Annotated in this window: 16 protein-coding genes; 8 read left to right on the top strand and 8 right to left on the bottom strand. The window is 71.5% G+C overall.

The window, feature by feature from the left end:
* Positions 1–432: 432 nt before the first annotated feature.
* The 3 genes from ACWEKM_RS14800 to ACWEKM_RS14790 all read right to left on the bottom strand — a co-directional run bounded on the left by ACWEKM_RS14800 (position 433) and on the right by ACWEKM_RS14790 (position 2,463).
* The gene (locus tag ACWEKM_RS14800) at positions 433–1,530 is read right to left on the bottom strand and encodes an RNA polymerase sigma factor SigF (protein ID WP_451621550.1); all 1,098 of its coding nucleotides are present in this window, start codon (positions 1,528–1,530) and stop codon (positions 433–435) included.
* Positions 1,527–1,940, bottom strand: coding sequence for an ATP-binding protein (locus tag ACWEKM_RS14795; RefSeq protein WP_073491347.1), 414 nt, complete (start codon positions 1,938–1,940; stop codon positions 1,527–1,529). Before ACWEKM_RS14795 ends, ACWEKM_RS14800 begins: the two co-directional genes overlap by 4 nt.
* Before the next feature lie 262 nt (positions 1,941–2,202).
* Entirely contained in the window at positions 2,203–2,463 is a 261-nt protein-coding gene (locus ACWEKM_RS14790; protein WP_451621549.1) for a UBP-type zinc finger domain-containing protein, read from the bottom strand.
* A gap of 60 nt (positions 2,464–2,523) precedes the next feature.
* Here ACWEKM_RS14790 and ACWEKM_RS14785 point away from each other — a divergent pair, with 60 nt between their 5' ends.
* On the top strand, positions 2,524–4,119 hold the full coding sequence (locus tag ACWEKM_RS14785; RefSeq protein ID WP_451621595.1) for a Na+/H+ antiporter: 1,596 nt from the start codon (positions 2,524–2,526) through the stop codon (positions 4,117–4,119).
* Positions 4,120–4,156: 37 nt separating this feature from the next.
* On the opposite strand, the gene ACWEKM_RS14780 is transcribed toward ACWEKM_RS14785, so the two are convergent.
* Positions 4,157–5,059 (bottom strand): 1-aminocyclopropane-1-carboxylate deaminase/D-cysteine desulfhydrase, encoded by a 903-nt coding sequence (locus ACWEKM_RS14780; RefSeq protein WP_451621548.1) that lies wholly within the window; start codon positions 5,057–5,059, stop codon positions 4,157–4,159.
* Between the two features lie 295 nt (positions 5,060–5,354).
* Positions 5,355–5,948, bottom strand: coding sequence for an N-acetylmuramoyl-L-alanine amidase (locus tag ACWEKM_RS14775; RefSeq protein ID WP_451621547.1), 594 nt, complete (start codon positions 5,946–5,948; stop codon positions 5,355–5,357).
* 296 nt (positions 5,949–6,244) lie between these two features.
* Between ACWEKM_RS14775 and ACWEKM_RS14770 the strand changes: the two genes are divergently transcribed.
* The 5 genes from ACWEKM_RS14770 (at position 6,245) to ACWEKM_RS14750 (ending at position 10,091) form a co-directional block, all read left to right on the top strand.
* Positions 6,245–7,651 carry a family 2B encapsulin nanocompartment shell protein gene (locus tag ACWEKM_RS14770; RefSeq protein WP_451621546.1) on the top strand — a complete coding sequence of 469 codons (1,407 nt, stop codon included), beginning with the start codon at positions 6,245–6,247 and terminating at the stop codon, positions 7,649–7,651.
* Positions 7,652–7,763: 112 nt separating this feature from the next.
* Positions 7,764–8,900 carry a family 2 encapsulin nanocompartment cargo protein polyprenyl transferase gene (locus tag ACWEKM_RS14765; protein ID WP_451621545.1) on the top strand — a complete coding sequence of 379 codons (1,137 nt, stop codon included), beginning with the start codon at positions 7,764–7,766 and terminating at the stop codon, positions 8,898–8,900.
* Positions 8,901–9,102: 202 nt separating this feature from the next.
* Positions 9,103–9,300: a hypothetical protein gene (locus ACWEKM_RS14760; RefSeq protein WP_451621544.1), complete on the top strand. Its 198-nt coding sequence runs from the start codon at positions 9,103–9,105 to the stop codon at positions 9,298–9,300.
* Positions 9,301–9,393: 93 nt separating this feature from the next.
* Positions 9,394–9,726 carry a DUF952 domain-containing protein gene (locus tag ACWEKM_RS14755; RefSeq protein WP_451621543.1) on the top strand — a complete coding sequence of 111 codons (333 nt, stop codon included), beginning with the start codon at positions 9,394–9,396 and terminating at the stop codon, positions 9,724–9,726.
* Positions 9,723–10,091, top strand: coding sequence for a hypothetical protein (locus tag ACWEKM_RS14750; RefSeq protein WP_451621542.1), 369 nt, complete (start codon positions 9,723–9,725; stop codon positions 10,089–10,091). The genes ACWEKM_RS14755 and ACWEKM_RS14750 overlap by 4 nt, the downstream gene beginning before the upstream one ends.
* Here ACWEKM_RS14750 and ACWEKM_RS14745 read toward each other — a convergent pair.
* Entirely contained in the window at positions 10,057–10,821 is a 765-nt protein-coding gene (locus tag ACWEKM_RS14745; RefSeq protein ID WP_451621594.1) for a VOC family protein, read from the bottom strand. The two genes, ACWEKM_RS14750 and ACWEKM_RS14745, sit on opposite strands and share 35 nt — an antisense overlap.
* Before the next feature lie 289 nt (positions 10,822–11,110).
* A complete protein-coding gene (gene sodN / locus ACWEKM_RS14740) occupies positions 11,111–11,506 on the bottom strand; it encodes a superoxide dismutase, Ni (RefSeq protein ID WP_451621541.1) in 396 nt (131 codons plus the stop codon).
* 145 nt (positions 11,507–11,651) lie between these two features.
* Here sodN and sodX point away from each other — a divergent pair, with 145 nt between their 5' ends.
* Positions 11,652–12,086 (top strand): nickel-type superoxide dismutase maturation protease, encoded by a 435-nt coding sequence (gene sodX, locus ACWEKM_RS14735; RefSeq protein ID WP_451621593.1) that lies wholly within the window; start codon positions 11,652–11,654, stop codon positions 12,084–12,086.
* Here the strand turns inward: sodX and ACWEKM_RS14730 are convergent.
* Positions 11,990–12,619, bottom strand: a complete 630-nt coding sequence (locus tag ACWEKM_RS14730) for a CGNR zinc finger domain-containing protein (RefSeq protein ID WP_451621540.1) — start codon at positions 12,617–12,619, stop codon at positions 11,990–11,992. The two genes, sodX and ACWEKM_RS14730, sit on opposite strands and share 97 nt — an antisense overlap.
* Positions 12,620–12,720: 101 nt before the next feature.
* Between ACWEKM_RS14730 and ACWEKM_RS14725 the strand changes: the two genes are divergently transcribed.
* Positions 12,721–13,491, top strand: a complete 771-nt coding sequence (locus tag ACWEKM_RS14725; protein WP_451621539.1) for a class I SAM-dependent methyltransferase — start codon at positions 12,721–12,723, stop codon at positions 13,489–13,491.
* The last annotated feature ends 209 nt before the right edge of the window (positions 13,492–13,700 follow it).

Raw genomic sequence — 13,700 nt, 5'->3', positions numbered from 1 at the left:
CGTGGTCTCCGCCCCCGGTCAGGCCTCGGCGGTTGGTCTGGCTTCCGTAGTCCGTCCGGTCTCCGCTGCTCGCATGGCTTCCGCCGTCGGTCCGGTCTTCGCCGTGGGCCCGGCTTCGACCGTCGGCCCGGTCTCCGCCGTGGGCGTGGTCTCCGCCCCCGGTCAGGCCTCGGCGGTTGGTCTGGCTTCCGTAGTCCGTCCGGTCTCCGCTGCTCGCATGGCTTCCGCCGTCGGTCCGGCTTCCGTCGTGGCCCGGTATCTGCCGTGGGCCACGCTTCCGCCCCCGGCCCGGTCCTCGCCGTCGGTCCGGCTCCCGTCCTGGGTTCGGCCGTGCCACTTGCCCGGCCCCGCGCTTGCCCAGCCCTCGCGCTCGCTCGGCCCCCCGCTGTCGGTCCGGGCTCTGCGCTTGGGTGTTCGCTATGGCGGCGGGGGCTACTCCTCCACCAGGAGCTTCTCGCGGAGTTGGGCCAGGGTGCGGGCCAGTAGACGGGAGACGTGCATCTGGGAGATGCCGACCTCCTGGGCGATCTGCGACTGGGTCATGTTGCCGAAGAAGCGCAGCAGAAGGATCCGCTTCTCCCGCGGCGGAAGGTCTTCGAGCAGCGGCTTGAGGGACTCGCGGTACTCGACGCCCTCCAGCGCCTCGTCCTCCGCGCCGAGCGTGTCGGCCACCGCCGGAGACTCGTCGTCGGTGTCGGGGACGTCCAGGGAGAGCGTGGAGTACGCGTTGGCCGACTCCAGCCCTTCCAGGACCTCCTCCTCCGAGATCGCCAACTTCTCGGCCAGCTCGTGCACCGTGGGGGAGCGGCCGTGCTGCTGTGACAACTCGGCCGTGGCCGTGGTCAGCGCGAGCCGCAGCTCCTGCAGCCGCCGCGGGACGCGCACCGCCCAGCCCTTGTCCCGGAAGTGCCGCTTGATCTCACCGACGACCGTGGGCGTCGCGTACGTGGAGAACTCCACTCCGCGCTCCGGGTCGAACCGGTCCACGGACTTGATCAGACCGATGGTGGCGACCTGGGTGAGGTCGTCGAGCGGCTCGCCGCGATTGCGGAACCGGCGCGCAAGGTGCTCCACGAGCGGCAGATGCATGCGGACCAGCTGATTGCGCAGCTCCGCGTACTCCGGGCTGCCGTCCTTGAGCTTGCGCAGCTCGACGAACATGGCACGCGCCCCGCTGCGGTCCTGATGAGGATCGTGCTGCGTGCCTGGAACGCCCTGCGTGCCCAGCGCATCGCCCTCGGAGTATCGCTCGTGCTCGCCCATCGTCCCGCCCGTCGCCCTTCCCCGAGCACTCGACTCCGCTCGGACTGGGGACACGACCCCGTTCCGTCCCGCCGAAGGCGCACTCTGCATGGCACCGTCCCGACCGGCCTGCGCGGAGTCGTCCTCCGGATGCGGCCTGGCCTGTTCAGGGATGCCGTCGATGCCGTCCGCCGGGCGCCGAGATCCGCTCGGGGCGCCCTTGCCCTCGGGGGGCAGCTCCCGTGTGCCGCGCTCTTCGTCCCACACCGGCCCGTCTCCGTTCCTCACGCCGGCCCGGGTCCCGCGCCGCGTTGTTTGTAGAGACTGATCGACACGGTCCTGTCCTCGTCGACGGCTGACGAGACCTTGCCCGCCAAGGCCGACAGCACGGTCCAGGCGAAGGTGTCCCGCGCGGGCGCGTGCCCGTCCGTGGTCGGCGCCGACACCGTGACCTCCAGCGAGTCGTCGACGAGTCGGAAGACGCAGCTGAGCACCGAGCCCGGCACGGCCTGCTGGAGCAGGATCGCGCAAGCCTCGTCCACTGCGATACGCAGGTCCTCGATCTCGTCCAGGGTGAAGTCCAAGCGGGCCGCGAGTCCGGCCGTGGCCGTCCGCAGCACCGACAGGTAGGCACCCGCAGCCGGCAGCCGGACTTCCACGAAGTCCTGGGTCGCGGGCTCGCCTGCGATCTGGGACACCCTCACCTCCAAGGTGGTACAGGCTTTACAGGGCCGAGGGTCGCCCCCCGGGGTAACGCGATTTTTGGTTCAGCGGTGACGCTATCGCGCTCCGAACTTTTCTGTCCCCGGGACCCCAACCCCCTGGCGTCACTCACAGTAAAACTGTGGATACGCTCCGTGTCTAGAGGTCTGCGGGCCCAATCGGGAAGAGCGCGCGCCGGGTTGACGTACCCAGGCGTCAGACGGCCGAACCGTCGGGACCGGTCGTCGTCATGCAGTGTCACACGAGGACGTGATCGACGAAGCACCATCGCCAGTCCTCGCCCGGTTCGAAGGTCCGCATCACCGGGTGACCGGACCGCACATGGTGCCCCGTCGCGTGCCGCCCCGGTGAGGAGTCGCAGCAGCCGACGTGGCCGCAGGTCAGACAGAGCCGCAGTTGCACCGGGTGCGTGCCCTGTGCGAGACACTCCGGACAGGTCTCGTTCTGCGGCTCCGGTTCCGGGTGCGGCAGCGCGTCGACGTGCGTGCACTGTTTCATGATTGCCAGATTACGACGGGTGTGCGGTTGACCGCGCGGAAAATGAGGGCGGGCGAGGACATGGACGTGATGCCGCTGCTGTTGCTGGTGGCGGGCAGCGCGGCGGTGGCGGGGGCCGCCCGGCGTACCCCGGTGCCGGCACCGCTGCTGCTGGTCGCGGCCGGACTGGCGGTCTCGTACGTCCCCGGGGTGCCCGCGTACGCGCTCGACCCCGAGGTCGTCCTGCCGCTCCTGCTGCCTCCGCTGCTGTACACCTCGACCGGCGACAGCTCCTACCTGGACCTGCGCGCGCAACTGCGCCCCGTGGCGCTTCTCTCCGTGGGATACGTGCTCTTCGCGACGTTCCTCGTCGGCTGGGCGGTCTACCTGATCGTGCCCGGCATGCCGCTGACCGCCGCCCTGGTGCTGGGCGCGGTGGTGGCGCCGCCGGACGCGGTCGCGGCGACGGCGGTCGCCCGCCGGGTCGGACTGCCCTCCCGGATCACGACCATCCTCCAGGGCGAGTCCCTGCTGAACGACGCCACCGCGATCACCGCGTACAAGGTGGCCCTCGCGGCGGCCGTCGGCGAGGGCGCCACCTGGGCCGGCGGGATCGGCGAGTTCCTGCTCGCGGCGGTCGGCGGGGTCGGCGTCGGGCTGGTGCTGATGGCCCCGCTGCACTGGCTGCGCACGCATCTGAAGGAGCCCCTGCTCCAGAACACGCTCTCCCTGTTGATTCCGTTCGTCGCGTACAGCATCGCCGAGCAGGCGCACGCCTCCGGTGTGCTCGCGGTCGTGGTCGTCGCGCTGTATCTGGGACACCGCGCGTGGGAGGTCGACTTCGCCACCCGCCTCCAGGAGGAGGCGGTCTGGAAGATGGTCGCCTTCGTGCTGGAGTCGGCGGTCTTCGCGCTGATCGGGCTGCAACTGCCGGTCGTCCTCAGCGGGCTCGGATCGTACGAGGGCGTCGAGGCCGCCTGGTACGCGGCGGCCCTCTTCCTGGTGGTGGTCGCGGCCCGGTTCGTGTGGGTGTATCCGGCGACGTTCCTGCCCCGGCTGCTGTCCGCGCGGATCAGACAGCGCGAGGAGAACCCGACCTGGCGGGGCGCGATGATCACTTCGTGGGCCGGGATGCGGGGCGTGGTGTCGCTGGCCATCGCCTTCTCGATCCCGGCCACCCTGCACGGCGGACAGCCCTTCCCGCAGCGCAACCTGATCCTCTTCCTGACGTTCACGACGGTCATCGGGACGCTGGTGGTGCAGGGCCTGTCACTGCCTCCGCTGATCCGGCTGCTGAACTTCCCCGGCCGCGACCCGCAGGCACAGACCCTCGCCGAGGGCAACGCCCAGGCGCAGGCGTCCCGGGCCGCGGAGACCTGCCTCGACGAACTGCTCTCCGACGAGCGCAACGCCCTGCCACCGCCGCTCGCGGACCGCCTCCGCGCCGTCCTGGAACGCCGCCGCAACGCCGTCTGGGAGCGGCTCGGCGCGGTGAACCCGGTGACCGGGGAGACCGTCGACGACACCTACCGCCGGCTGTCCCGGGAGATGATCAGCGCGGAGCGCGACGTGTTCGTACGGCTGCGGGACGGCCGCCACATCGACGACGAGATGCTGCGCACGCTGCTGCGCAGACTGGACCTGGAGGAGGCGGCGGCGTACCGGGAGACCGCCTAGTGCCTAGGCATGTAGTACGAGCCGGCCCTGGGTAGTACTAGCCGACTCCGGGGAAGGGCCGGCCCGTGACGACGGCCGCGACGGTCGTGCCGGGCGGGAAGGCGCCCTCGTCCGCCAGGGCGACGAGTCCATGGAGCAACTTGGCGACATAGAGGCGTTCCACGGGCAGGCCGTGGCGCTGTTCGAAGTCCTCGGCGAAGGCGTCGAGTCCGGGGGTGGTACGGGCATAGCCGCCGCAGTGGAAGCGGTCGTCGAGGGACCAGGATCCGCGGCGGGCGCCGAAGGCGCGCTCCTGGAGGGCGCGCACCTCGGCGGCCAGGAAGCCGCCCTTGAGGACCGGTATGCCCAGGGCGCGCTGGCCGGGGGCGAGTCCGGCGGCGAGTCCGGCCAGGGTGCCGCCGGTGCCGCAGGCGACGGCGACGACATCGGCATGCCCGCGCAGTTCCTCGCCCAGGGCCCGGCAGCCGCGTACGGCCGCGGCGTTGCTGCCGCCCTCGGGGACGACGTACGCGTCCTCGGCGCCGGTTGCGCGCAGCAGGGCGTCCAGGGTTCGCGGGTCCGTCTTCTCGCGATATGTCGATCTGTCGATGAAGTGCAGCCGCATGCCGTCGGCCGCGCACCGGGCCAGGGAGGGGTTGAGGGGGCGGTCGGCCAGTTCATCGCCGCGGACCACGCCGATGGTGGGCAGGCCGAGGAGGCGGCCCGCGGCGGCGGTGGCCCGCAGATGGTTGGAGTACGCCCCGCCGAACGTGACGATCGTCCGCCCGGCCGCCGCGACCAGGTTCGGCCCCAGCTTGCGCCACTTGTTGCCGATCAGCTCCGGGTGGATCAGGTCGTCCCGCTTGAGCAGCAGATGTACCCCATGCCGGGAGAACCGTCGGTCATCGACCACTTCGATGGGCGACGGAAGCCGGGCGGCAAGAGACCCAGGAGCGACCACCACCCCATTGTCACCACGGTCATCACCCGAGGTCACCGTCACGCGTCACCGACCGCCGCCGACCGCCGGAGCCGCCACCACCGATTGCCGGTACCGCCGCCGACCGCCGGAGCCGCCACCACCGATTGCCGGTACCGCCGCCGACCGCCGGAGCCGCCACCACCGATTGCCGGTACCGTCGCCGACCGCCGGAGCCGCCACCACCGATTGCCGGTACCGTCGCCGACCGCCGGAGCCGCCACCACCGATTGCCGGTACCGCCGCCGACCGTCGGTACCGCCACCACTGACCGCCGTCAGCCCGCCAAGCGCTCCTTGACGCGCCGGCGCAGCCAGTTCATGGTGAAGCCGCGGGGGTCCACCTTGCCCGGTTGCCACTCCAGGTGGCCGATGACCGAGCGTTCCGTCCAGCCGTGGCGGCGGCAGATCGCCGCGGACACCCGCTCGATCGCCGTGAGTTGGGCCGCCGGCCACGGGTCCTTGCCGTCGCCGAGGTTCTCGCACTCGAAGCCGTAGAAATGCCGGTTGCCGTCCGTGTTGGACTCGTTGTCCGGCGGAAGCGCCGTCTCGGCGATGACCGCGCGGAGCACATCGTCGTCGCCGAGCCCCGCGTGGTTGGCACGGCCGTAGCCGACGAGGTGGACCGTGCCGTCCTTGGTGATCACACCGTGGCACAGCGGGCCCGGCAGTTCGGCGTGGCCGTCCCGGCACAGCTCCACCGTCCGTTCGCTGCCCCTGGTCACCGTGTGGTGGATCATCACGCCGTGCACGGGCCCCCACGCGCCCTTGTGGTTGCGATTGTGATGCCTCCAGTCGCCGACCTCGACGACCGTGACGCCCTCCGCTCTCAGGGCGTCCCGAAAACGGCTCGCGGACATGGGTGAGGCCATGCGTGCCTCCTTCGCATCGGATCGAAGTCACCGGATGTGACCGATCGACTGCGTCAAGTGTCAAGGACGTCGGGCCTGTTGGCTACTTCGTTCGGGTTCCGTGCGAGTCGATCCGGACACCTCGCACACTCGGCGCCGCCCGGTGCGAGGTCCCTCTTTCTGCCCAGTAGTGCGATGATCCATTCCCGCTCTTTCGGGTAATGGCGCGATCACGTTGCGTGCTGGAAGGCTGGTCGCGAGCAAGGCCGATGCCCGGCGCAGTTCGGTGCCGGTGCAGACTGGGAGGGCAATTCTTTATGTCGGTAGGCGAAGAGGTCCGCACGGATCAGGGCAAGCCGCAGCAGTCTTTGGACACGGCGGCAGCGCGGAACCTGGCCACCACCACCAAGTCCGCGCCCCAGATGCAGGAGATCAGCTCCCGCTGGCTGCTGCGGACGCTTCCCTGGGTGAATGTGCAGGGTGGCACATACCGGGTGAACCGGCGACTGACGTACGCGGTCGGCGACGGCCGCATCACTTTTGTGAAGACCGGCGACCGTGTCGAGGTGATCCCAGCCGAACTGGGCGAACTGCCGGCCCTGCGGTCGTACGAGGACGGGGAGGTCCTCTCCGAACTGGCCCAGCGCTGCCGTCAGCGGGACTTCGCCCCGGGTGAGGTGATCGCCTCGTTCGGCAGCCAGACCGACGAGGTGTTCCTGCTGGCGCACGGCCGGGTGGAGAAGCTCGGCACGGGCCCGTACGGCGACGACGCGGTCCTCGGGGTCCTCGCCGACGGCGCGTACTTCGGCGAACAGGCGCTGCTCGACCCGGACGCCATCTGGGAGTACACGGCCCGCGCGGGCACCACGTGCACCGTGCTCATCCTGTCCCGCCAGGACTTCGAGCAGGTCGCGGAGCGCGCGGACTCCCTGCGTGAGCATCTGCGGCAGCTGCGCGCGATCCCGGAGCAGCGCACCAACAAGTACGGGGAGAAGGCGGTCGATCTCGCGGCCGGCCACTCCGGCGAGCCGGACATCCCGCACACGTTCGTCGACTACGAGGCGAAGCCCCGTGAGTACGAGCTGAGCATCGCCCAGACCGTGCTGCGCATCCACACGCGCGTGGCCGACCTGTACAACCAGCCGATGAACCAGACCGAGCAGCAGTTGCGGCTCACCGTCGAGGCGTTGAAGGAACGCCAGGAGCACGAGCTGGTCAACAACCGCGACTTCGGTCTGCTGCACAGCTGCGAGTACGACCAGCGGATCCAGCCGCACGACGGCGTGCCCGGCCCGGACGACATGGACGAGCTGCTGAGCCGTCGGCGCGGCACCAAACTGTTCCTCGCCCACCCGCGCGCCATCGCCGCGTTCGGGCGCGAGCTGAACAAGCGCGGGCTCGTCCCGGAGACCGTGGAGATCGGCGGCAACCGCATCCCGACCTGGCGCGGAGTGCCGATCTACCCGTGCAGCAAGATCCCGATCAGCGAGGCGCGTACGACCTCGATCATCGCCATGCGTACGGGCGAGGAGGACCAGGGCGTCATCGGTCTCAGGCAGTCCGGGATCCCGGACGAGATCGAGCCGAGCCTGTCCGTCCGCTTCATGGGCATCAACGAACAGGCGATCATCAACTACCTGGTGACGGCCTACTACTCGGCGGCGGTCCTGGTGCCGGACGCGCTCGGTGTCCTGGAGAACGTCGAGATCGGCCGGTGGAGGTGACGTTTGCGCACTCCGCGGCCGTGCCCCCGCCCGCTCGGGTGGGTACGGCCGCGGCGTACCAGCCCAGCCGGGGCTACGGCACCACCGTCCGCGGACTCCGCGAGGGGGACCCATGGCCGAGTTCATGACGCAGACGAAGCAGTGCGCCACCGGCCCACCGGGGACCGGCGAGGCACCGGTGCCGGGGGACCGGCCAGGGCCCGCCCGGGACGGCGGGCCCCCGCTCGACGGGCATGAGGCCACGGCCGTCCTGGACCGCGCCCGGGCGTCGGTCGACCCCGAACTGCGGGCCGCCGTCGACTCGCTGCCGGGCGCCATGCGCCGGATCGCGCGCTACCACTTCGGCTGGGAGCACGCGGACGGCACCCCGGCGGCGGGCAACGCGGGCAAGGCGATCCGGCCCGCGCTGGTCTTCACCGCGGCGGCGGCGCTCGGCGGCCACGGGGCACGGACGGCGGCGCTCCGGGCCGCGGCGGCGGTGGAGCTGGTGCACAACTTCACCCTGTTGCACGACGACGTGATGGACCGGGACACCTCGCGCAGGCACCGGCCCACGGCGTGGACCGTGTTCGGTGTCCCCGACGCGATCCTCGCCGGGGACGCCCTGCAGGCGCTGGCCCTGCGGCTGCTCGCCGAGGACCCGAACCCGGCGTCGCGGGCCGCCGCCACCCGGCTCGCCGACTGCGTGGTCGAGCTGTGCGAGGGCCAGCACACGGACACGGCCATGGAGGAGCGCGCCCCCGACGAGGTCACCCTCGACGAGGTCCTCCTCATGGCCGAGGCCAAGACCGGTGCGCTGATCGGCTGCGCCTGCGCCCTCGGCGGGCTGTACGCGGGCGCGGGCGAGGAGGAGGTGGCGGCGCTGGACGGGTTCGGACGCCAGGCCGGGCTCGCCTTCCAGCTGATCGACGACGTCATCGGGATATGGGGCGACCCGGACCGCACGGGCAAACCGGCCGGCGCGGACCTCGCCGTCCGCAAGAAGTCGCTGCCGGTGGTCGCCGCCCTCACCTCCGGCACGGCGGCGGCGACCGAGCTGGCCGAGCTGTACGGACGGCCGTACGACGAGAAGGATCTGGAGCGTACGGCGCTGGCCGTGGAACGGGCGGGCGGACGGGACTGGGCGCAGGTCCAGGCGGCCGACCGGATGTCCCGGGCGATGCAGGAACTGGCCCGCGCGGTGCCCGATCCGGAGGCGGCGGAGGGGCTGCTCGCGCTGGCCGAGTTCGTGACCCGGCGCAGCAGTTGAGGTCGGCCGCCGACTCCGGGAGGACCCCGGAGCCGCCGGGTGCGTGCGGTTCCTGACCCCGCGCGTCCCCCGGCGGCTCCGGCCCGACGGGTCCCGCGTACCCCGTGGCGCGCGGGGCCCGCCGACTCCCGGCACGCATGTACCGAGGGCGACCGGCCCGGCGCGGGAAGCGTCGCGTCCCCGCCCGCCCTACCCTGGGGACATGGACAGCGAGGAACAGGTCTGTCCCGTCTGCGGACAGCCCGTCGAAACGGTCGTCAAGCGGCACAAGACCCTGGGCGCCTGGGTTCCCGTGTGGGGCCCCGGCCCGTGCCACAACCCCGACTGCGCGGCCTGCGCCGACCCCGCCGCCGAGCAGCGGCAGCGCGAGCCCCACGCAACCGGCGCGAAGAAGTCCTGAGCCCGTACCCGGATCCCCGTACCCGGATCCCCGGCCCGGTCCCGGTGCCCCAGGAGCGGACCGTATGCCTGGCCGAGGCCGTAGCGTGGCCGCATGCCGAAACTCCCGTACATCCTCCACATCACGGAACGCCCCCTGTGGGAAGCGGCTCGTGAGCGCGGCAGCTATGAGATGTCCACCCGTGGCCGCACGCTGCGGGAGGAGGGCTTCATCCACTTCTCCACCCGCGCCCAACTCCCGGGCGTGGCCGCCTTCCTGTACGGCTCGTACGACCGCCCGGACGATCTGGTGGTCCTGGTCGTGGACCCGGCGCTGCTCGGCGTACCCGTGAAGTACGAGGCCGCGGAGCCGGGCGGCGAGGAGTTCCCGCATGTGTACGGGCCGGTGCCGGTCGAGGCCGTGGTGGACGTGGAGCCCTGGGGGTGACGATGGCGGGCGGACATCGCCGGATATGGCGCTGGGCGGCGGTGACCTGGGCGCTGGTGGTGGCCGGCGGCGGAGGGGTCACGCTGTGGTTGCGGGCCGGGGCGGAGCCCCGGGAGCCGTACGTCTGGCAGCGGACCCAGGACGCGTCCCGGACGCCGCCCGCGGCGCACGGGGACGGCCACGGGTGCCCACGGTCGGCGTCCGCCGCGCCTGAAACCCCGTCGGCCGTGCCGGTGCCTCCGTCTGCCGTGCCGCCCTCGATGCTTCGCGCGGGTGACGCGTACCCGTCCGCGCGGGTCCTGCCCTCCGCCGTGCCCGGCGGGCCGGACTTCACCCTGTGCGTGTACACGAGCGTGCGCCGCTGAGCGCCGGCGCCGACAGGCCGCCCGTCTTCGGGTCCCGGCCGGTCAGGCAGTATGTGCCGCCCGCCGGGTCGTGCAACACCGTCCAGCGCGGACCCCGGGCCACGACGGTGGCCCCGAGACCCTCATAGCGGGCCCGGGTCGCCGCGATGTCCGCGCAGGCCAGGTCGAGGTGGGCGGCGGCGGTCCGCTCCTCGCCGAACCGCTGCAACAGAATCCGGACGGGCAGGCCAGGCGGCGGCCGGAGCCCCCGGAACTCGGTGACCGAGCCGGCCAGCGGCTCCCAGCCGGTCAGCCCGGACCAGAAGGCGGACTCGGCGTCGTACGCGGACGGCGCGATGTCCAGGCACACCTGGTCCAGCCTGCTGCCGGCCACCACCGGGGGCCGGATCGACTCCCCGTGCCATGGCACCGCAGAGAACGACTGCCCGGCCGGGGAACGCAACACGGACCAGCCCTCATGCGCGGCGACCGGGACCGCGCCGAGTGCCCGCGCGGACGTCACGAACGCCTCGACATCGTCCACGGAGAAGTCGAGATGGGTGCCGCTCGGGTCGGCGGCGACGCCCTGCACCTTCACACAGGCGTCGGCGTCCGCGGGCAGAAGCGTCGCGAACTCGTCGCGTGCGCCCCGGAGTTCCGAGAGCCGGGTACCGGTGACGGCCGTCCAGAAGGCGCGGGCCGCCGTGATCCGATCGACGGGCCGGTCGACGAAGGCGTAGGTCCAGCGGATACTTGTCCGGCGACCGCAGACAGACCGCGCTGTCCAGGCAGGTCTCTGGGGCGCCCTGGTGTCCGTCCCCGCGCCGTGTTCCGGTTCAGTGCGTCTCCGTCGGCGGGATCGGACATGACGGTCGCCCCCGTCTGTGAGAGCGGGTCGCCTGGGCGGCGCCCCGGCCCGGCAAGGTGAAGAAAGCCGCACCCGGTCAGCCTTGGCGCCGTATTCGGCGGCCTGCGGACCGGGTGCGGGCGGGTAGACACTGCAACCAAAGTAATCGCAGGTCAGAGGGCATGATTGGAGATCACGCCTTCTTGGTCTCCCAGAAGATCTTGTCGATCTGGGCGATGTAGTCCAGCGCCTTCTGGCCCGTCGCCGGGTCGGTGGACGCCTTGGCGGCCGAGAGGGCCTTCAGGGCGTCGTTGACCAGCTGGTGCAGCTCCGGGTACTTCTCGAAGTGCGGAGGCTTGAAGTAGTCGCTCCAGAGCACGGAGACGTGGTGCTTCGCCAGCTCGGCGCGCTGCTCCTTGATGATGGTGGCACGCGCCTGGAAGTGCGGGTCGTCGTTGCCGGCCATCTTTTCCTGGACGGCCTTCACCGACTCCGCCTCGATGCGGGCCTGGGCCGGGTCGTACACACCGCAGGGCAGGTCGCAGTGGGCGCTGACCTTGACCTTGGGGGCAAACAGGCGGGAAAGCATGGAGCGTTCCTTCCTCGTGATCGTCTTCTCAGGTGGGACATTACTCCCTGAGAAGCGGGATTTCGCGAGTGCCCCCTAGGGCTTAGTACAAAAGTCCGGGGTCAGACTGAGACTGGTGGAGGAACGGACCGGGGAGGTGCCGGCGATGCCGGAGCTGTCGCAGGAGACCGAGCGGGGGAGGACCGTGCCGCCCTTCGGGCTGGCCGAGGTGACGGGACCGTCCATGGTGCCGACGCTCTATCACGGGGATCGGCTCGTGCTGCGGTACGGCGCCCGGATCAGGCCCGGGGACATCGTCGTCCTGCGCCATCCCTTCCAGCAGGACCTGCTCGTCGTCAAGCGCGCCGTGGAGCGCCGCGAGGGTGGCTGGTGGGTGCTCGGGGACAACCGGTACGCGGGCGGTGACAGCACCGACTACGGGGCCGTGCCGGAGGATCTGATCCTCGGCCGGGTCCGGCTGCGGCTGCGGCCGCGCAGGCCGGATCAGCGCTCGCCGCTCGCGCTGGTGCGCTGGGCGCTCTCGGCCGCGAGGCCGGTGTTCTCGGACCGGTCGGCCTCCAGACGTTTGCGGGCCCGGTAGGCGGCCACGTTCGCCCGCGTGGCACACCGGTCGGAACAGTAGCGCCGGGAGCGGTTGGTGGACGTGTCCAGGTAGGCGTTGCGGCAGGGGGCCGCCTGGCACAGGCCCAGGCGGTCCACGCCGTACTCGGTCAGATGGAAGGCGAGACCCATGGCGGCGATCGCCGCGTAGCCCGCGGTGACGTTGGACGGGTGGTCGGCGAGGTGCAGGTGCCACAGCGGGCGGCCGTCCTCGTCCCGGTGGTCGTGCCCGGAGACCTGCGGGCTGACCGGGAACTCCAGCAGCAGTGAGTTCAGCAGGTCCACCGCCAGGGTCTCGTCGCCCTTGTCGGCGGCCTCGAAGACCCCGCGCAGCCGGGCGCGCACCGAGCGGAAGCGGGTGACATCGGCGTCGGCGGTGCGGCGGGCCGCCGACTGATTGACGCCGAACAGAGCGCGGACGGCCTCGACCGTGGTGAGCGAGTCCTTGCCCCGGAGCGGCTCCTCGCTGTTGACGAGGCGTACGGCGTAATCCGAGTAATAGGCCAGTTCCACTTGTAGTCCTTACGGTGGCGCTCTATGGTCGTGGACGCGATCGGGTAATGACCGGTCGCGCTTCCAGGGTATTACGGGATCTTCGCGGTGGAGGGGTTGCGATGACGGACGCGAACACGGCCACGACCGGCGCCGACTGGCGGGCCTGGCAGCAGAGCTGGGACCGGCAGCAGGAGTGGTACATGCCGGACCGTGAGGAACGGTTCACGATCATGCTCGACATGGTCGAGGCGCTCGTCGGCACCGCGCCGCGCGTGCTCGACCTGGCCTGCGGCACCGGCAGCATCACCGCCCGGCTGCTGAAGCGGTTCCCGCAGGCCGTCAGCACCGGCGTCGATCTCGACCCGGCGCTCCTCGCCATCGCCGAGGGCACCTTCGCCGGCGACGAACGCGTCACCTTCGTCACCGCCGACCTCAAGGACCCGCAGTGGCCCGCGCTGCTGCCGTACGACGCGTACGACGCGGTTTTGACCGCCACGGCGCTTCATTGGCTGCACAGCGGCCCCCTCGCGACCCTCTACGGTCGGGTCGCGGAACTCGTCCGCGACGGTGGTGTCTTCATGAACGCGGACCACATGATCGATGACGGCACGCCCCGGATCAACGCCGCCGAACGGGCCCTGCGGCATGCCCGCATGGATCAGGCCAAGCGCGCCGGCGCCCTCGACTGGGCGGAGTGGTGGCAGCTGGCCGCGCAGGACCCCGTCCTGGCCGGGCCCACGGCCCGCCGCTTCGAGATCTACGGTGAGCACGCCGGCGGGGACATGCCCTCCGCCGCGTGGCACGCGCGCGTGCTGCGCGAGAAGGGCTTCTCGGAGGCCCGCCCGGTGTGGTCCTCGCCGTCGGACACCCTGCTCCTCGCCCTCAAGTGACCCAAGCGGACCCGAGCGGACCTGGCGGACCGGAGCAGAGCCAAGCCGACCCGAGCAGAACCAAGCCGAGCAGAGGACCAAGCGGACCCGAGTGGCTCCGTACCGCCCGAGCGGCCGTTACACCGCCGACGCCTGGGCCGGGGAACGGCCGGATAAGACGGGCCGGCCGAACGGAAGAAGGGCGGGGGGGGGAAAAGTTTTGGGCGAGT

It is taken from the genome of Streptomyces sp. NPDC004752, from assembly GCF_053601275.1.
Note: the sequence above shows the minus strand (reverse complement) of the source record. Positions and strands in the feature narration are given on the sequence as shown.

Bases quoted from the DNA above. Each gene is read 5' to 3' on its own strand.
- ACWEKM_RS14790 (WP_451621549.1), bottom strand. From the start codon at position 2,463: ATGAAACAGTGCACGCACGTCGACGCGCTGCCGCACCCGGAACCGGAG.
- ACWEKM_RS14755 (WP_451621543.1), top strand. From the start codon at position 9,394: ATGCCGAAACTCCCGTACATCCTCCACATCACGGAACGCCCCCTGTGG.
- sodN (WP_451621541.1), bottom strand. From the start codon at position 11,506: ATGCTTTCCCGCCTGTTTGCCCCCAAGGTCAAGGTCAGCGCCCACTGC.
- ACWEKM_RS14765 (WP_451621545.1), top strand. From the start codon at position 7,764: ATGGCCGAGTTCATGACGCAGACGAAGCAGTGCGCCACCGGCCCACCG.
- ACWEKM_RS14775 (WP_451621547.1), bottom strand. From the start codon at position 5,948: ATGGCCTCACCCATGTCCGCGAGCCGTTTTCGGGACGCCCTGAGAGCG.
- ACWEKM_RS14770 (WP_451621546.1), top strand. From the start codon at position 6,245: ATGTCGGTAGGCGAAGAGGTCCGCACGGATCAGGGCAAGCCGCAGCAG.
- ACWEKM_RS14760 (WP_451621544.1), top strand. From the start codon at position 9,103: ATGGACAGCGAGGAACAGGTCTGTCCCGTCTGCGGACAGCCCGTCGAA.
- ACWEKM_RS14725 (WP_451621539.1), top strand. From the start codon at position 12,721: ATGACGGACGCGAACACGGCCACGACCGGCGCCGACTGGCGGGCCTGG.
- sodX (WP_451621593.1), top strand. From the start codon at position 11,652: ATGCCGGAGCTGTCGCAGGAGACCGAGCGGGGGAGGACCGTGCCGCCC.
- ACWEKM_RS14785 (WP_451621595.1), top strand. From the start codon at position 2,524: ATGGACGTGATGCCGCTGCTGTTGCTGGTGGCGGGCAGCGCGGCGGTG.